Annotated in this window: 17 protein-coding genes and 1 pseudogene; 7 read left to right on the top strand and 11 right to left on the bottom strand. The window is 48.1% G+C overall.

The genetic code is table 11. From position 1 onward, the window contains the following. Positions 1–380: 380 nt before the first annotated feature. Positions 381–1,136 carry a class I SAM-dependent methyltransferase gene (locus tag Pan54_RS01975; protein WP_146501899.1) on the top strand — a complete coding sequence of 252 codons (756 nt, stop codon included), beginning with the start codon at positions 381–383 and terminating at the stop codon, positions 1,134–1,136. A gap of 207 nt (positions 1,137–1,343) precedes the next feature. Here Pan54_RS01975 and Pan54_RS01970 read toward each other — a convergent pair whose 3' ends face one another. From Pan54_RS01970 to atpD, 9 genes are read right to left on the bottom strand one after another with little or no spacing between them, the layout of a single operon-like run. Beyond that, positions 1,344–2,246: a F0F1 ATP synthase subunit gamma gene (locus Pan54_RS01970; RefSeq protein WP_146501898.1), complete on the bottom strand. Its 903-nt coding sequence runs from the start codon at positions 2,244–2,246 to the stop codon at positions 1,344–1,346. Beyond that, the gene (locus Pan54_RS01965) at positions 2,243–3,823 is read right to left on the bottom strand and encodes an alternate F1F0 ATPase, F1 subunit alpha (RefSeq protein WP_146501897.1); all 1,581 of its coding nucleotides are present in this window, start codon (positions 3,821–3,823) and stop codon (positions 2,243–2,245) included. Before Pan54_RS01965 ends, Pan54_RS01970 begins: the two co-directional genes overlap by 4 nt. Further along, positions 3,820–4,641, bottom strand: coding sequence for a F0F1 ATP synthase subunit delta (locus Pan54_RS01960; RefSeq protein ID WP_146501896.1), 822 nt, complete (start codon positions 4,639–4,641; stop codon positions 3,820–3,822). The genes Pan54_RS01965 and Pan54_RS01960 overlap by 4 nt, the downstream gene beginning before the upstream one ends. 3 nt (positions 4,642–4,644) lie before the next feature. Beyond that, positions 4,645–4,926, bottom strand: a complete 282-nt coding sequence (locus tag Pan54_RS01955; protein ID WP_146501895.1) for a F0F1 ATP synthase subunit C — start codon at positions 4,924–4,926, stop codon at positions 4,645–4,647. A gap of 29 nt (positions 4,927–4,955) precedes the next feature. Further along, positions 4,956–5,651, bottom strand: coding sequence for a F0F1 ATP synthase subunit A (locus Pan54_RS01950; protein WP_146501894.1), 696 nt, complete (start codon positions 5,649–5,651; stop codon positions 4,956–4,958). Further along, positions 5,635–5,955, bottom strand: coding sequence for an ATP synthase subunit I (locus Pan54_RS01945; RefSeq protein ID WP_146501893.1), 321 nt, complete (start codon positions 5,953–5,955; stop codon positions 5,635–5,637). Before Pan54_RS01945 ends, Pan54_RS01950 begins: the two co-directional genes overlap by 17 nt. After that, entirely contained in the window at positions 5,948–6,286 is a 339-nt protein-coding gene (locus Pan54_RS01940; RefSeq protein WP_146501892.1) for an AtpZ/AtpI family protein, read from the bottom strand. The genes Pan54_RS01945 and Pan54_RS01940 overlap by 8 nt, the downstream gene beginning before the upstream one ends. Beyond that, a complete protein-coding gene (locus Pan54_RS01935) occupies positions 6,279–6,668 on the bottom strand; it encodes a F0F1 ATP synthase subunit epsilon (protein WP_146506280.1) in 390 nt (129 codons plus the stop codon). Before Pan54_RS01935 ends, Pan54_RS01940 begins: the two co-directional genes overlap by 8 nt. Beyond that, positions 6,658–8,130, bottom strand: coding sequence for a F0F1 ATP synthase subunit beta (atpD, locus tag Pan54_RS01930; RefSeq protein WP_315852365.1), 1,473 nt, complete (start codon positions 8,128–8,130; stop codon positions 6,658–6,660). Before atpD ends, Pan54_RS01935 begins: the two co-directional genes overlap by 11 nt. A gap of 315 nt (positions 8,131–8,445) precedes the next feature. Here atpD and Pan54_RS26705 point away from each other — a divergent pair. The 6 genes and pseudogenes from Pan54_RS26705 to Pan54_RS01900 form a co-directional block, all read left to right on the top strand. Beyond that, positions 8,446–8,528, top strand: a pseudogene (locus Pan54_RS26705) (ArsR/SmtB family transcription factor); the annotation flags it as partial. Between the two features lie 655 nt (positions 8,529–9,183). Next, positions 9,184–9,609: an Hsp20/alpha crystallin family protein gene (locus tag Pan54_RS01920; RefSeq protein WP_207310022.1), complete on the top strand. Its 426-nt coding sequence runs from the start codon at positions 9,184–9,186 to the stop codon at positions 9,607–9,609. Between the two features lie 125 nt (positions 9,610–9,734). Continuing rightward, entirely contained in the window at positions 9,735–10,901 is a 1,167-nt protein-coding gene (locus tag Pan54_RS01915) for a baeRF3 domain-containing protein (protein ID WP_146501889.1), read from the top strand. Beyond that, positions 10,885–11,934 carry a class I fructose-bisphosphate aldolase gene (locus tag Pan54_RS01910; protein ID WP_146501888.1) on the top strand — a complete coding sequence of 350 codons (1,050 nt, stop codon included), beginning with the start codon at positions 10,885–10,887 and terminating at the stop codon, positions 11,932–11,934. The genes Pan54_RS01915 and Pan54_RS01910 overlap by 17 nt, the downstream gene beginning before the upstream one ends. 137 nt (positions 11,935–12,071) lie before the next feature. After that, entirely contained in the window at positions 12,072–13,655 is a 1,584-nt protein-coding gene (locus Pan54_RS01905) for a glutaredoxin domain-containing protein (protein WP_165441532.1), read from the top strand. Positions 13,656–13,714: 59 nt separating this feature from the next. Continuing rightward, entirely contained in the window at positions 13,715–14,725 is a 1,011-nt protein-coding gene (locus Pan54_RS01900; RefSeq protein ID WP_146501886.1) for an alcohol dehydrogenase catalytic domain-containing protein, read from the top strand. A 54-nt stretch (positions 14,726–14,779) separates the two neighbouring features. Here Pan54_RS01900 and ppsA read toward each other — a convergent pair whose 3' ends face one another. Further along, a complete protein-coding gene (gene ppsA / locus Pan54_RS01895; protein WP_146501885.1) occupies positions 14,780–17,197 on the bottom strand; it encodes a phosphoenolpyruvate synthase in 2,418 nt (805 codons plus the stop codon). A gap of 113 nt (positions 17,198–17,310) precedes the next feature. After that, on the bottom strand, positions 17,311–18,354 hold the full coding sequence (gene hypE, locus Pan54_RS01890) for a hydrogenase expression/formation protein HypE (RefSeq protein WP_165441531.1): 1,044 nt from the start codon (positions 18,352–18,354) through the stop codon (positions 17,311–17,313). Positions 18,355–18,368: the final 14 nt, after the last annotated feature.

The following is an 18,368-nucleotide window of genomic DNA, read 5'->3' as shown; positions in this document are numbered from 1 at the left end:
AAGAAAAAGCCTCAGGGGATATTGTATTAATAAATAAGTCATCCCCTATCGGTCCCGGATTTCAGTCCCATTATTTTTCATTCCTATTTGAATTTTAACTCACAATCGCGACCAGATCTTCGCGCCTCGCGAAATCAGTGTTCCGATCGAACCTTTAGTGGTCTTCGATCTGACAGTCTTTGAATCCGGCTTGATCGAAGGCCCCAGAACTGTTCAATTTCCCATGGTTTTGGCAGATAAGCCTAACAGAAAAGACTTCCCAATTAAGTGGTAGCACAACTTGCTAAGAGATATCATGTAAGGTGATTTGAATTGAAGATACGTCATAACTTCATTGGATTGATATGTGAACTAGTGCAAGCCGATAGGGAGAGTATTCGATGAGTGCATGGGAAAGGTTTGGTTTTGCCCGCTGGTTGGTGGTAGGCATTGTCGCGTTCTGTTTATTATCTGAGTTGGAGATTTCCGTCGGGCAAGAACAACCGACGGATGCAAAGTCACTGCCCACTAAGAGTGTGAAGCCAGGAATTAATGAGAATTTCCTAAACCCAAATTTGAAGGTTGAGGAATGGGTTGAACGATTCGAGGTAGAAAGTCGTGAGGTTTTCACGGCTCGTAACGAGGTGCTGGCTGCACTGGAGCTCCAACCGGGCATGCGGGTGGCCGATGTTGGTGCGGGAACAGGCTTGTACACAACTTTAATGGCGGATCAAGTTGGCTCCGAAGGCTGGGTATTCGCCGTAGAAATTGCCGTTCCATTCGTGGAGCATCTCCGTGAAGTCGCGCGTAAACATAATCAGACGAATGTGACTCCCGTGCTTTGTGATGAAGATGCGATCAATCTACCACCTGAGTTGCTCGATCTCGTTTTCACCTGCGATGTCTATCATCATTTCGAGTACCCACAATCAACTCTCGCTACCATTCTGTCTGCACTCAAGCCGGGTGGGCGATTTATTGTTGTCGACTTCGAAAAAATCCCCGGAGTGAGCCGCGATTGGCTGCTCGAACATGTGCGTGCTGATAAAACGACAGTCCGCCAGGAAATCGAACAGCAAGGTTTCGAATTTGTCGCTGAGAAGAAGATGAAAGGGTTTCAGGAAAACTACTTTCTTGTCTTCCGAAAGCCGATGTAATGAGTCTTCCAGGTCATGTGCGGCAGTGTCAAGCTGAGTTGATGTCACGGTGAGTATTGTGGTTTCCAAGAGAGTAGCAGTTTGTCACGACGCTTCTTATTTATCAGGAATATTGTCGCCGGTTTGGAAGTAAATCTCATTCTGTGTCTGTCAGTGAAACGCCAGATGCGGTCGGGGCAAGTTGTGTTGAGAAACGAAAAACTCAACCTATTTCACATGCTCCTTGGATGCAACAAGGGCATCAAAGCCGGCGACGACATCGAACAGTTCCTCATCAATGCTGCTTTGGCGGAGGCGATGGAAGGAGACGTGGAACTCTTCGAGTAACTGATTGATATTTTGATCTGCACGTTGCATCGAGGCCAGACGGCTCGCATTCTCACTCGCCAGTGATTCTGCACATGCTTGAAACATTGAGATAAACAAATACTCGTGGATGAGGGCTCGCAATATCGAGAGTTCGCTTCCCATCACTTCTGGAACAATCTTGGTTGGCCAGGAAACTTTGGTCAAACTTTTCTGCCATTGGGTGTCCAGAGGGAGCAACCGCCGACTGACTGGTTCGTACAATGCCCCAGAATTCGGGCGATTGTGAAAGACATACACACACGCAGGTTCTTCAGTAGATTGCTGAGAGACACTTTCCAATTGAATCTGACCGACCAGCGGCGCGATGGCCTTGACGGTATTTGGTACATTAAACAGTCCCTGCATTGGGAGGCCGGCATCTGACAATCTTGCGTGAACGCGTTCGCCAACTGCCCAGACTTCCAGTGAGCCGGGAAACTTCGTAAGTGTCTGAATTGCATGATCGGCCACAACATCGTTGAATCGGCCTACCAGACCCTGGTCAGAACCGAACACAATGGCGCAAATGGTCCCAGACTCTGGATGTTGATTACCAGGTGTTGACAATGTCATCATGTTACTTTTTCGATAACATGCACTCAAACCTAATTCGATAGTTCTGTAGTAGTCAGTCAATGCTCGCACGGATTGCTCGTATTGCTCGATACTGGAAGCGGCCATCGCTTTCATCGTCCTGACAACCGATTGCAAATCGCTGGCGGTGGTGATCTGACGGCGAATTCTCGCGAGGCTGTCACTCATGTTTGTTCCTCCTCAACCGATGCTGGAGAGGTGGGCTTGGGGTCTGGATTGGATTTGAATCCTGCAAGTGATTGTCGAGCAATCTCGATGATCGTTTTGCGATCCTCGTCATTCAATTTCTGAGCGGTTTCGAATCTCTTGCAGATGTCTTCCGGAATATTTTCAGCTGAATCCTGAACGGTCTGTTCTGCAGCTGTCATCTGGTTAAGTGGCACGGCCTCAAAAAGCCCCTCGCTCAAGGCGAGTAAGATTGCGATTTGGGCAGCCACTGATACGGGAGTGAATTCGGGCTGCTTGAGACATTCACGGATTCGTCGACCATGCTCGATTACTTTGAGAGTGTTATCATCCAGACGGGCGCCGAATCGAGCAAACGTTTCTAATTCTTCGAACTGGGCGTATGCCAGTTTAAGATCCCCTGCAACCGCACGATACATTGCCCGTTGTGCCTTCCCGCCAACACGTGATACGGATTTACCAACATCGACAGCGGGCAGCACTCCCAGTTCAAAGAGAGAAGGAGACAGGTAGATTTGCCCATCCGTAATGGAAATCAGGTTGGTTGGGATGTAAGCGGAAATGTCCTGAGCTTCCGTTTCGATGATTGGCAATGCCGTTAATGAGCCTCCTCCGCGTTTCTCGCACAGATGTGTCGATCGCTCCAGTAACCGGGAGTGAATATAGAAGATATCACCGGGAAAGGCTTCCCGACCGGGGGGACGCCGCAAGAGCAAAGAGAGCTCACGATAAGCACGTGCGTGTTGTGTCAGGTCGTCGTAAACAATCAGGACATCACGACCTGCTTCCATGAAATATTCAGCAATACTGGTTGCTGCATAGGGTGCAATGTAAGCCAGTCCGGGAGGATCGTCGCCTTCGGAGACTACGACAACTGTGTGATCCAGCCCCCCGCTCTCTTGCAAAACAGCCACCGCTTTCGCCACAGAGGAAGCCCGCTGTCCAATCGCGCAATAAACACAGACAACATCTCGCCCCCGTTGGTTGAGAATGGTATCCAATGCAATGGCAGTTTTTCCTGTCTGGCGATCACCGAGAATCAACTCCCGTTGACCACGTCCAATGGGAATGAGTGCATCGATAACTTTGAGACCAGTATGAAGCGGCACCGTTACGGGAGCACGATCCATAATTGGGGGTGAAGCACGTTCTGTAGGAAGACGTGTTTCCGTGGAGACCAGCCCCTTGCCATCGATTGGTCGCCCAAGCGGATCGATCACCCGCCCGAGTAATCCGTTCCCTACAGCCACGTCCATCACACGTCCGGTGCGCCGCACTTCATCACCTGCCTGAAGTTGCCAATAGTCGCCAAGTAACACGACACCGATTTCATCCTCATCCACGTTGAATGCAATGCCTAACACATCGCCCGGAAACTTAACCAGTTCTTCAAAGCCAACATTAGGCAAGCCTGAAACCTTGGCGATTCCTGTACTCAGACTGGTAATAGTACCGACTTCTCGCGGTATTAATCGGGGTTTCAGGGCGGATTGAGCCTGATGGATCCCTGCCCAGGCAGTGTCGAGTAGATCGTTTAAGCTTTCCGGTTGCTCACTCATGAGTGACTCTCCGCGAGGTGCGTATCTTTAGAATTTGACTCAGCGCCGGGAGTTATCATCTGTTTGTTATTGAGTATTTGGTCAACATTCTCTTCGAGCGAGCTTAAATAATCGGCAAGACTCCATGCTATTTTTTGTCCGTTGATGGTCAGCTCAATGCCGCAGATGACATCTGGAGTCGTTTCAAAGCGGACGAGAATCTCCTTTGCGATAATTTCATTGAATGTCTGTTGGATTTTCTGACGTTGACTCTCAGACAATTGAAACGCACTCCGTACGATAGCAGGATCCGATGACGACTTGAGTGCCTCAGTCAGTCTGGCTTTTGTCATACCGTCGATGTCTCGCAGGCGGTCTGTGAATGTCTCACACATTCGCTCTTCCAGACTTACGCCAGCAAGATCAATCAATGCTTTACGTGCGATGGAAAAGACTTCCTGCTGAGTCCGTTGAATGAAGGCGTTGTTGAGGTTACGAGCGTCAATTCTCAACGATTCCTGTCGTTTAATAGTGAAGGAATCGGCTGCCTGACGCGCTTGCTCAATCAGTCGTTGGCGTTCTGCTTTCGCGTCCTCCGTAGCCTGGCTGATCAGTTCCGATTTCTGCTGATCGAACTCTGCATTTTTCCGTTCGAAATCATTGCGTTCTTTTCGGGCTTCGGCTTTCTTTGCATCAGCATCTGCGAGTTCTGCTGCAATCTTCTTTTCCCGCTCATCAATTGCATGCAGGATGGGGCGATAGAGAAATCGTTTCATCAACCACACCAGAATCAGGAAGTTAATCGCCTGTGCAAGTACGGTGAACCAATCAATAAGCATTGCTTACTTTCCTGCCGCTTGGGAGATGGCCTGGTTCCAGAACGGATTGGCGAAAATGAGAATCATAGAAACTACAAAGCAATAAATGGCCGTCGATTCGATCATCGCCAGACCGACAAATAGCGTTCTGGTGATTGTAGCTGAGGCGTCGGGCTGCTGAGCCAGTGCGCTCAGGGCAGTTGCGACCGCCTTTCCCTCTGCGAAGGCAGGCCCCATACAGCCGAAACTGGTGGTAATCCCGGCAATGGCAATCGATGTCACCGCGATGATTGTCATACTGTCCATGTATTTTTCCTTTTATTGGAGAGGTAAAGTTAGAGGGCCCCATCGGATTTAGAATTGGGCTGACGAATTCGTGTCGCAGCGGCAATATAAACAGCAGCCAGGATCGTGAAGATATAGGCCTGCACCATTCCGGTGAGCAAGCCGAGTGCCGTCATGAAGATTGGAAAAATGAGCGGAGTAATCGTGAGCAATATAGCAATGATCATCGCTCCACTCATCATGTTGCCAAATAATCGAACGGCCAATGCCAATGTTCTTGATAATTCACTGATGATATTGAACGGAAGCATAATGACTGTCGGTTCAATGTAAGACTTCAGGTAGTCTCCCAAACCATGAGCTTCGATTCCGAACATCGGCACCGCCACAAACACGCAAAGTGCCAAGGCTACGGTTGTCGATAATGAGCCCGTCGGCGGTTCATAGCCAGGGAAAATTGTGCAGAGACTGGCTGTGGCCAGGAATAAAAATAGTGTGCCCAGAAAGCTAAGATACTTCAGAGGATGACTCAGCCCCACATCTGCGATTTGCTTTTCGATGCCGCAGACGATGATTTCAAGCAGATTCTGCCAACGAGTGCGATGCAAGTCAGTAGAAAGCTTGCGCGTGATCAGTTTCGAGGCAACGATCAGCAATAGCATGGTTGCCCAAGTGAATACGATGGTCGCATTGATTTTGAAAAATCCGAATTGCCAGAAAATCAGTTCGTCAGGGCTGAGACGCATGGTTGGCCTCCTGCACGTTGAGAGTTGGATTTTCAACGGAACTGAACGTCTGCCGCATTACGACCATGCGTGCCATGATAAAACCTATCAGGCATGCCATCAGTCGCTCCCAGTGAAAGCCTGAGACAAAGTAGAATCCCAGCAAGGTCACACTCATTCGCAGCAGAAGACTTCCAAGAAACCACCGCACCGGATATGGGGAGATGATTCCTTTCTGAATGGTCCATCGGAGTCCCCCAAAGAATATCGTTCCCAGTATGGTTCCTGCTAACCAAGCTGGAATCAGAATGAACGCCTCATTCATCTCGATCCTCCTGTTCGTCTCGCATCGCTTTATCTTCCTTAAAGACCCATTGCCAGGCACTCCAGCAACCGATTGTCAAACCAATGATCATCAGCGTTAGCGTCCACGAGTGCCGTGCTCCAAAGTGTTTGTCCAGCCAAATTCCGATAACAACTCCCAGTAATGTGGGAATTACGACCGACCAGCCAATCAGCCCCATCATTCCCAAACCAAACCAAACCCCATAATTGTTGTGACGTTGAGCCTTAAGTTTTCGTGTCAGCTTTGCGCCGACTTCCCGGCTAAAAGCCGTTTGTTTCTTATTGTCAATCGCTTTCGGCTTATCAGTCATGATGAAGCTCCGAAAGACTACGGACAATACCCGTCTCCAATTTTGTCATTGTGGAGCGAATACTTTGCTCCTGTTCATCCAGTGTCAGAAACTCTCTTTCAACAGCTGCGCGTAACTGGTTCAGATCTGTACCACCAATTGCATTTCTAACGGAGACGAGCACTTCCTGACCGGATTTGACGAGCATACCTTCGTCAATGGCGATGTAAACCTCTCCTTCCGTCTCATTTTCGTACATGAAAATTCCTGGAGAGAGAGACATGACACAGTCCAGTCGATGCGGCAGCAAGCCAAACGAACCTTCTCGTGATTCTGCAACAATGCGGGAGACGTCGGTCTTCTCTGCAAAGACCTGAAACGGTAGCAACACTTTAAGATGCATGAACGTCATTGGCGTGTTCCTCCGTTTTCTGAGGATTTGTCTTTAACTTCGACTTCCTGGTGGCTTCGTCAATCGTTCCAATCATATAAAGATCGCTTTCATTGGTCTCTTTAAATTCATCACGCAGAATTCTTTCACAACCGTTCAAGGCATCTTTGAGGCTTACGAGTTTGCCTTTGAGTCCTGTAAACTGCTCAGTTGTGAAGAAGGGCTGAGTCAGAAAGCGTTCTAATCGGCGAGCGCGTCCCACGATCATTCGATCCTGAGGGGAAAGTTGCTCCATACCGAGCATCGCAATGATGTCTTTAAGGTCGGCGTACTGGGCCAGCGTCCGTCTAATTTTTTGTGCCAGTTCGTAATGACGCTGGCCAACGATTCCCGGCGTGGCCATTTTTGAACTCGACTGCAGTGGATCAATAGCCGGATAGAGCCCTTCGCTGGCCCGTTTACGAGACAGAACAATTGAAGCCGAAAGATGAGAAAATGTATGTACCGCTGCAGGATCAGTGAAATCGTCCGCTGGCACATAGACTGCCTGAATCGATGTGATGGCTCCGGTGTCGGTGTTCGCAATGCGTTCTTCCAAACCTGAGAGTTCCGTGCCCATGGTCGGTTGATACCCCAGTCGCGATGGCATCTGCCCCATCAAGCCAGACACCTCCATGCCAGCCTGGATGAATCGAAAGATATTGTCGATAAGCAGCAGCACATCGCGATGCTCGTCGTCACGGAAATATTCAGCCATGGTTAATGCCACATGTCCCACGCGAAAGCGGGCTCCCGGTGGCTCATTCATTTGCCCAAACACCATCGCCATGTTCGGAAGCACCCCAGCTTTATTCATATCTCGGTAGAGTTCCTCGCCTTCGCGACAGCGTTCACCAATGCCGCAAAATATGCTCGCGCCTTTGTGATTCCCTACCATATTGTGAATCAATTCCGTTAGCAATACGGTTTTACCTACGCCCGCTCCCCCGAATAGACCAGCTTTACCACCCCGTTCAAGAGGCACAAGAACATCAATGATTTTGATGCCCGTTTCAAATATCTCTGACTTGGTCGAACGTTGTGCTAACGCTGGCGGAGCCCGATGGACGCTACGTAAGTGAACATCGGCTAATTCCCCTTCACGGTCGATCGTATTGCCGAAGACGTCAAACATTCGCGACAGTAACCCTTTACCCACCGGGGCTTGCAATGGGCCGCCCGTATCTTCTACGGTCATACCTCGCGCGAGTCCCTGCGTCGGCGTCAAGGCAATCCCGCGCACATGAAACTTATCGCGTTGGACCAGAACTTCAATAACAATTTGCCTTTGGTCCCCAGCTCGCAGCACAGAATATATTGGAGGCAATTGCTTTTCGAACCGTACATCGACAACGCTACCACGAACGGAAACCACGACACCCTGATTCAATACCATGGCATCATTTTCCTGCGGCTCAATCGTCGGCAAACTCATAGGCGATGACTCCATTTCCAATTACAATTTTCAAGCATGTCCAGACGGTGCTCGTTGATGTATTTTCTATGCTCTTTGAGTTTGTCAGAGCGTGGTTGTTTCAGCAGCTCTTCCGTACCTGAGTTTGCTGCTTACCGTCCATCTTATCAGAATCATCACCAGAAAGAAGAATGATCTAGTTTCGAAATCGTTTCATCACAACCATCATTTGGATAGTTATTGTACACAGACTGCAAATAAAGCCATGAAAAAAATAACAATAAAGCTCCATAGCCTCCGGGTACCTTTGAGGACTTTGCTGGAGCTGTAGAATGTCTGAAAACTGGCACAATCCAGTTCGATTGCGAATCGTTCAGATGATGTTGCATGGTCTCTATACAGTCGGTGAATTGGCTGCCGTTTTTGTATCGTGGCAATGATTTTGATGGTCAGACCGTTGCCCATATTCCCGGGGGCGGTCTACTATTGTTGACCAGTGCCCAGTAGAAACGCCGTAAGAGACACAGTGCCTTCAAGCCGAGGATTGGTTACCTCAAGCAAGACAATCGAACGGGGCACTGTTTTTTGAAAGATCTGCCAGGAGATGAAATCGACGCGGTACTTGCAGCCACCTTATCGAACTTGCAGAAACTGCAGCGAGCGATCTTCCCTCGCTGATTTTGTGGATGTGGGAGTGAGCTCAGGATACATGTTGATTGCTCGTGCCAGTCTCGATGTATTATCCCGAGAATGCCCGCTTTTTCTGCAGCAGACTGAAGACGACAAGGTTTTTTGGTGTCCAAACGATAGATAAGAATCCCGGGAAATGCTCTATGTTTCCCGGCTCAGCATCTCTCCTCAGCAATCTCTGAGGGCAGCTTATGTCATGAAAGTCGCTACAGACTAACACCTGAATATCTGGTAGTCACTCATTGTAGATTAATAGAAAATGACGTCATTGACTGATTTTCAGAAGTATGAAAATCGGAATCATTTTTCTGGAACAATAAACGGTTGTAGACAACCAGGAGGTGAATGATGGCTGGTACTGGGATTTCTAAAAATTCGGGGAACATGAGTCCCGCAATTCGCCATCCGTTTCAAGCCATTCGACAGGAAATGGATGAACTGTTTGGAGAGATGACGAGGGGGCTAAGTGAATGGTCAAATGGTCCACAGTCCGCTGCATTCGATCTGGCTGAAACTGAGAATACACTGGAGCTGAAAATGGATCTGCCCGGCTTGAAACCCGAGGATGTTCAATTGGATGTTACTGGTGACCGCATCCGCATCTCTGGTGAGCATCGGGATGAAAGTGAAGAAAAGAATAAAACGTTTCATCGGATCGAACGTTCTCAACGTTCGTTCTTCCGCGTGATTGATCTTCCCTGTTCGGTATCTCAGGAGGAAATTGTTGCTGAACTTAACAATGGCGTTCTGACCGTAACGATGCCGAAATGTGAAGAGGCAAAATGTCACAAGGTAGCCATCAAAGGTTAATCAGAATTTTCGGGTGTGTGCAGGTGCACTCACCCGACTCTTTATCATTTGCTTATTTTGTATTAGCCAGGCACTCACAATAGAGAGGGCAGCGAAGTTGTTCGCTGTGGACTTCTGGATCGAAAATGTGTGACATTAAGACAAAAGAGTTATTCGAATTCGCAAATCAAAATACTCCACCACTCGTCTCCGTTTATCTTCCAGTCGAAATCACTGGACGAGAGTCGAAGCAGAACTCAATCCGTTTACGCAATTTGTTAAAGCAAGCAGAGAGCACTCTGGCAAACTGGTGGTTCGAGCAGCCAGAAGCTGAGAAGTTTATCAATAAGGTGATGTCATTTGCAGAGAAGACCGTCTGGAAAAAGCGTTCTCAAGGAATGGTGATTCTGATATCAGATCAGCAGATTCATCACTATGCGCTCCCCGACCCTGTTCCCGAGTTAGTCTTTGTAGGAGACCATTTTTACCTCCGACCTTTGCTTCCCGTCGTTCAGGAGCAGATTCCTTACATGGTTTTGGCTCTGAGTCAGAATCATGTTCGTCTTATTCAAGTTAGCGAAGGTCAACCAACGCAACTCAGGATCCCGGAACTGGATCAGATGAGTATGACGGTCGATCGTGCTCAAATATCGGATCCTGGACTTCAGCGTCACTCAGTTGGCTCTGGAAAAGAAATACTGCATGGTCATCAAGCCGAACCCGATGACCCTCATTCAAAGATTCGCTTACACGAGTTTTGCCAGCATGTGTTTGATGCGATCAAGCCAAAACTCACCGACAAGCACGGTCCTCTTCTCCTCGCTGCTGAAAATCGAATTGCTGTTGAATTTAGCAAGGTTGTTACCGATCAAGATCTTTCAAGTCGAGTTCTGTCAGGTAATCCCGATCAGAAATCGGTAGAAGATCTCCAATACGATTCGTTATCATTCATCAGTGAAATTGTTGCAGGTCGACGTCAAAAGTTCCTGGATGATTTTCTGACACGGCATGAACTACCTGATATTTCCAGTGATCTTGAAGTGATATTTGAAGAGTTATTTACTGGCCGACTGGAATCGATTTGTCTTGCCGAAGATACTCAAGTCTGGGGTTTATACAGCCAGTCAACAGGAGTAATTGAACAGCATTCTGAGAGACGAGACGATGATGAAGATCTCTTGAATCGATTAGCCGTCTACGCGATCTCTCACAAAATCCCATGGATGACTTTTCCCGCAGACGAGATGCCTGATCAGAGTGTCGCCATCGGTCGGTTTTATAAAGGAGCAGTGACTCATGAATTCCATCCTTGAACTTCTTGGGGAAGAAAGCGGATCTCTACTGGACCACCAGTGCCAAACCATTGATAAATCACGGCTGACTCTTCCGGGGCCAGATTTCGTTTCTCGAGTATGTGCAAATTCTGATAGAAACTCGAGAGTCCTCAGGAGCTTGGAAACGCTCTTTGCTCACGGCCGATTGAGTCAGACGGGGTACATGTCGATATTGCCGGTGGATCAAGGAGTCGAACATTCTGCCGGCGCCTCCTTTGCCGTCAATCCTGATTATTTCGATCCGGAAAACATAGTAAGACTCGCCATCGAAGGAGGATGCAATGCCGTCGCATCCACAGTTGGAGTTCTCGGTGCAGTCTCCCGAAAATACGCGCATCGAATTCCGTTTCTGGTCAAATTAAATCACAATGAACTTCTTACTTATCCAAACTCTTATGATCAGCGGATGTTCGCCTCTGTGAAGAGAGCATACGATCTGGGTGCGGTGGCCGTCGGAGCTACAATTTACTTTGGCTCTCCCGAATCCCGCCGTCAAATTGAAGAAGTCAGCCTGGCATTTGAGACGGCTCATGAACTTGGCCTGGCCTGTTTTTTGTGGTGTTATCTACGGAATCCAGCCTTCAAAACTGATCAGGACTATCATGTCTCGGCCGATTTGACTGGGCAGGCCAACCATTTGGGAGTTACGCTTCAAGCGGACATCATCAAGCAAAAACAAGCCACAAACAACGGAGGCTATCGAGCCATACAATTTGGCAAAACCAATGATCTCGTCTACGAGCAATTATCTTCTGATCACCCGATCGATCTGTGTCGATATCAAGTGGCCAATTGTTATATGGGACGAGCTGGCCTTATCAACTCCGGTGGAGCGTCCTCTGGAAATTCAGACCTTGCTCAGGCGGTTCGAACAGCAGTGATTAACAAAAGAGCAGGTGGCATGGGGCTGATCAGTGGCCGCAAAGCCTTTCAACGACCGCTGAAAGAGGGTATCGAGCTTTTGAATCGCATTCAGGACGTTTACCTGGACTCCGAAATCACCATCGCCTGAGAGAAATAGAAGGTTGATTCATTATTACGTTGCAAACATCAATCCAAATCACATTGATCAATCATACTTGTGACTTGCTGTGGAATACTGTAGCACGTTGGAGATATTTCATATTGATGGCCATTGTGGCATTTCTGATGACAACTTCTTCGGGCTTAGTGATACGCCACGCCCATGCTCAAATGGAAACCAAACGTACCGCAGTCCTGGTTTTCTATTATCACAGTGATCAGAATACAGATTTGCTGCTATTTAACTCCCTGAATAAAAGCATACGATCACGCAAGGCCACAACACTTCAAGCTGTCGATCTGGACAATGCCGATCAAAAGCAGTTGCTGCAGTATCAAAGGTTTCTGGACTATTTTTCAATTACGGCGGACTCAACGCCGTTACTGATTGGCTGCAATGCCTATCGTTCTCGTGGTTTGAACGAGCAAAATGTTGAGTCCTATGTCGAACAGATGTTACGGGTTGATATTTATACCCGAGCAGGATGTTCTCATTGCGAGGACGCCATACGATATTTAAAGCTCCTGCGGGATAAATATCCAGGTTTTGAATTTCGTGTCCGGGATATCTTTAAAGACGCGGAAGCACGACAGGATCTGATCACTCTCACGCAACGCTATAAACAGGCAGCAGCAAGCACTCCGGTCTTTCATCTCTGCAATCAGATGATTGTTGGTTTTCAGGGAATCGAAATTACCGGTAATCGTCTGGAGAAATTATTGACGACCTGGACGATGAATGCCGGACAGACACAATCAAAGATGGAACCGAGTTTAGAGCATCAACTCTTTTCTGAAATTCCTTTTTCAGCACAACTACGTTGGGAACGATCCCTATTTACAGTCTCCGCCGGCTTGAATTCTCCAGAAAGTTCGACAAGTTTGTTACAGGATGAGACGTCTCTGGATGCCCCCAGTTTTTTCGAACCAGACCTGAATGATGCTACGCCTCTCGGTCCCGAATCCGATACGACAATCATCCTGCCATGGATTGGCGAAGTGAATGCGGATAGTCTGGGAATGCCCCTGTTCACCATTCTTGTGGGACTGGTCGATGGTTTTAACCCCTGTGCGATGTGGGTACTTCTATTTCTATTATCCTTACTTGTTAATCTGAAAAATCGTCTGAGGATACTACTAATCGCCGCGACTTTCGTGCTGGTGAGTGGGCTGGCCTACTTCGCTTTCATGGCTGCATGGCTCAACGTCTTCCTGCTGATTGGATATCTTCGATCAGTCCAGGTAATCCTGGCGATTCTTGCCATTGGGATTGGCTCGATACACATCAAGGACTTCTTTCTCTTCAAAAAAGGCATTTCTCTCTCGATTCCTGAGTCTGCAAAACCGGGCATCTATGCAAGAACGCGACAAATCATTACTGCTGAAAACCTGTACGGAGCCTTGTTTGGTGCGTTTGTGCTCGCAGTACTTGTGAATATCGTCGAATTGTTATGCACAGCCGGTCTGCCTGCACTCTATACTCAAATTCTCACGGAGCAGAATTATTCGACCTGGATAAACTATGGCTATCTCGCGCTTTACAATATTGCTTATATGTTTGACGATAGTTTGATGGTTGGCATCGTTGTGATCACGTTAGGAAAGAACAAATTGCAGGAACGGCAGGGTCGCTGGCTCAAACTGACTAGCGGGATCGTCATTCTTGTACTGGGATTGGTCATGCTGATTCGTCCCGAGTGGCTATCCTGAGACATCTTCAAAGCTGAGTTTTCAGGAACTGAGAATATTAATCATTTGAGGAGCGTTTGATGAAGGCAATGATCCTGGAAACTCTTCAGGAACTCACTCCAGACTCCGAACCGTTGAAGTACGTTGACTGGACTGATCCAGAACCTCAATCTGATGAAGTCGTTATACGTGTTGCTGCTTGTGGAGTTTGCCATACTGAACTCGATGAAATCGAAGGACGCTTAATTCCGCCATCACTGCCGATCATCCTGGGACATGAAGTCATTGGATATGTTGAAAGCGTAGGTCATGATGTCACTCAACATCGCATTGGAGATCGTGTCGGAGTCGGCTGGATTTACTCATCGACCGGAGACAGTGACGAAAATCTGGATCCGACATTTCAGGGTACCGGATGTGACCATCATGGTGGATACGCAGAAAAAATGTCTGTTCCAGCCCGGTATGCGTATCCAATTCCAGAGTTATTCAAAGATGCTGAAGCGGCTCCATTGATGTGCGCAGGCTCTATCGGATATCGGGCACTGAAACTGACACAATGCTACGATGGAGATCCGATTGGTTTGACTGGATTTGGAGGATCCGCTCATCTCGTCTTGTCTTTGATTCACCATCTGTATCCGCGCTCTCCAGTTTCGGTCTTCGCACGTGATGCCGAATCGCGACAGTTCGCACTCAATCTCGGAGCCAGTTGGGCAGGTCCGATCGAAGCAACAGCTCCGGTACCGCTGAAGGCAATCATCGACACGACCCCCGCCTGGAAACCTGTCGTAAACGCACTCCGCAATCTACAACCTGGCGGGCGGTTGGTGATTAATGCGATCCGAAAGGAAGCCCGTGATCAGGAAGAGTTACTCTTGCTCAACTATCATGAACACCTCTGGATGGAACGCCAGATACAATCTGTTGCGAATATCACCCATTATGATATCAGCGAATTTCTAAAAATTGCCTCAGAGATCCCAATTCGCCCCACAATCAAAACATTTCCACTCCAGGAAGCGAATCAGGCTCTGCGCGATCTCAAATTTAAGCCGACGCGCGGGGCCAATGTGTTAGTGATGTCATAATCCCATTTTCAATAAATTCTGCAGTTGGATTATTCATCAATTTGCTCCAGTTCATTATTGTTTCGCTTCATGTTCGGCAACCAGTAATGTTGTCTTGATGATTGTATCGGGATTGAGTGAGATACTGTCGATACCTTCATCAATCAGGAATTTTGCGAACTCGGGATAATCACTTGGGGCCTGCCCACAGATTCCAATTTTCTTATTCGCGGATTTCGCTTTGCTAATCACCTCAGTAATCATCTTTTTCACAGCTGGATTCCGCTCGTCGAATAGATGGGCGACAATTTCAGAATCGCGATCCACTCCCAATGTCAGTTGTGTCAAATCGTTGGATCCAATTGAAAAACCATCAAAGACTTCTGCAAATTGTTCGGCGATGATGACATTGCTGGGGATCTCACACATCACATAAACTTCCAGACCATTTTCGCCCTGAACGAGTCCATGACTTTCCATTTCGGAAATCACCCGTCGGCCTTCCTCAACAGTTCGACAAAACGGAATCATGACTTTGAGATTATGTAATCCCATAACTTCTCGGACCCGGTGAATCGCCCGGCATTCGAGTGCGAAGCCAGCCCGATAACGGTCATCGTAATAGCGGGAAGCTCCCCGGAAACCGATCATCGGATTCTCTTCGGTCGGTTCATAAGGTTTACCGCCTACCAGATTTGCATACTCATTTGTTTTGAAATCACTCATCCTCAAAATGACTTCTTTGGGATAGAACGCAGCCGCAATCATCGCGACCCCTTCGGCTAGTTTCTCGACAAAGAATTCCGGCTTGTCCTCATATCCAACTGTAATCTCATCGATCATTTCCCTGATTTTGATATCCGCCAGTTGATCGTAATCCAGCAGTGCGAGTGGATGAATTTTTATGGAATGGTTGATGATAAACTCGACCCGGGCCAGGCCAACTCCATCATTTGGCAAGAAGGAAAGCCGAAATGCCTGATCGGGGTTGGCCAGGTTCATCATAATCTTTGTCCTGGTCCGACTGACCTCACTCAGTTCAACGGACTTCTGCTCATAATCCAGTAATCCTTCATAGACGAAGCCGGCATCTCCTTCGGCACAACAGACGGTGACTGGTTGACCAGTCTGAAGAAGCTCTGTGCCTGTTTCAGTTCCCACGATTGCGGGAAGACCTAATTCCCGACTGACGATGGCGGCATGACAAGTCCGCCCGCCACGATTCGTAACAATCGCCGCTGCTTTCTTCATCGTCGGTTCCCAATCGGGATCTGTTTTATCAGTGACAAGGATTTCTCCTGGCTGAAACTGCTTGAGCCCAAGTGGAGAATCGATAATCCGAACGGGGCCTTTAGCAATTCGTTCTCCGACTGCACGTCCGGTAACGAGAACCTGACTTCGGTTATTAAGTTCAAATGTCTCCAACACATTTTTTATCTTCTGAGACTGAACCGTTTCTGGCCGTGCCTGAACGATATACATTTTTCCTGTCAGCCCATCCTTAGCCCATTCAATATCCATTGGACAAAGCTGACCTTTCTTTTGAGAGTAGTGATCTTCGATCACGCAGGCCCATCGTGCCAGGAGCAGCAGGTCCTCATCAGGAATGCAAAATCGTCGACGATCTTCCAGGGAGACAGGAACGTTCTTTGTCATCCTTGTGCCACCGAGATCGTAAATCAGTTTGAATTCTTTTGTCCCGAGGCGACGTTGGAGAATGGGACGACATTCAGGATCTTTCAGGAGAGTTGTCTTGAAAACATAAAATTCATCAGGATTGACAGAACCTTGAACAACATTCTCTCCCAAGCCATAAGCGGCGTTGATAAGAACGGCATCTGGAAATCCGGTTTCGGTATCAATCGAAAACATAACGCCGGAATAAGCAAGATCCGAACGAACCATCAGTTGAACACCAATCGAAAGTCCGATTGTGAAATGATCAAAATCTCTTTCCTGACGATAAGAAATAGCACGATCCGTGAATAAGGAGGCAAAACAGCGACGGCATGTTTCCAGTAAAACTCCGGCTCCGCGAACATTGAGCATGGTTTCCTGTTGTCCGGCAAAACTGGCATCGGGCAAATCTTCCGCAGTCGCACTACTGCGGACCGCGACATCGATGTCAATGGTTTCGCCACACAACGTTTCGTATTCGGTGATGATTTGCTGTTGCAAACTGTCGGGCATTGTGACTGAGAGAATGGCTTGTCTCACGGCGTGGCCACGCTGCTGTAAGTTCTCCATGTCACTGGTATCCAGATCTGCAAGAATGGATCTGATCTTCTGATCCACGCCAGTCACAGAGAGAAAATCGTGATAGGCCTGAGCAGTGACTGCAAAACCGTTAGGAACCAGTATCCCCTGGTCGGTCAGCGACTGATACATTTCACCAAGTGAAGCATTTTTTCCACCGACCGATGCAATATCGTCTATCGAAATGTCGTTGAACCAACGGATATATTCAGAAGTCCCTTTTACTGCATCAGACATCTTGTTAGCTCCTTAGTGTGGTTTGAACTGAACCGGTAACAGCCTTAAATACATCCGTACCGAAAATTGGTTCGTTATTGTTCGGAGTAGTTCCTAAGTTTCGGAGAAGAATTTCAACAGATTCGAGGTAGCGGTGCCCCCATAGGTTCATCGATTGGAAGTTCACGATCGAAGAGATTTTTTATGGTGACGGGAGCATTCTGACGTGACCGAGCAGTCCCAATGATTGCGGCATCACGATTACCAGTTGCCTGCAGTGACTCCAGTATTAAAGGCCCCTGTCCCGAAGCTGCCGCAATCACCATTGTCCCTTCACATGCAATATGAAGGGGATTCAGGCCGAGCAATTCACAGGCTGCCTGTACTTCCGGGGAGATCGGTAATTGATTCTCCATGATTGTGAAAGTGCATTGAGCAGCCTCAGCCCACTCGTGTAAAACAGCCGAGACTCCTCCCCGCGTGGCATCCCGGAGTGAGCGAACCTGCTCCATATGCCCCTTGATGGCATTGATTTCATTTGCCAGGCTGTTCACGTCACTGGTGGGTTCTGGCTCAAACTGTAAATTTTCTCGGGCAGAAAGGATCGCAATGCCATGCTGACCAATTGGTCCGGTCACCAGAATTTCATCACCAGGTTGAATGGCCTGAGGTCCCGGTGGCACAACAGGACCGGCTATCCCGACTCCTGTCGTGTTTAAGTAGATCTGATCACATTGGCCCCGCGGAACAACTTTCGTGTCACCCGTTGATACAAAGACACTACATCTTTCACAGGCATTCCTCACGCTCTTCAGGATGCGATCCAAGGTTGCAATTGGAAACCCCTCTTCAATGATAATTCCCAAACTTATGCAATAAGGAATTGCACCGCTCACGAGCAGGTCGTTAACGGTTCCGTAGACCGCCAGAGAGCCGATATCTCCACCCGGAAAAAATAGTGGTGAGACCACATAGGAATCAGTGGTCATCATGATTGACGAACTATTGAGGCTCAGGCAGGCCGCATCTCCAGAAACGTTTAAGGTGGGATCTGACAGAATGACCTGCATATGGTCCCGAATCAACTCCCGCGACAACAGTCCGCCTTCGCCATGGGCGAGGGTCACTAACCCGTGAGATCCGGAAAGAGGAATGGGACAATTTTCGTTCAATTGCATCTTAAGTAAGTCCA

It is taken from the genome of Rubinisphaera italica (genome assembly GCF_007859715.1).
GTDB lineage: Bacteria > Planctomycetota > Planctomycetia > Planctomycetales > Planctomycetaceae > Rubinisphaera > Rubinisphaera italica.
The sequence above is the reverse complement of the archived record's forward strand: the minus strand, read 5'-3'. Positions and strand labels throughout refer to the sequence as shown.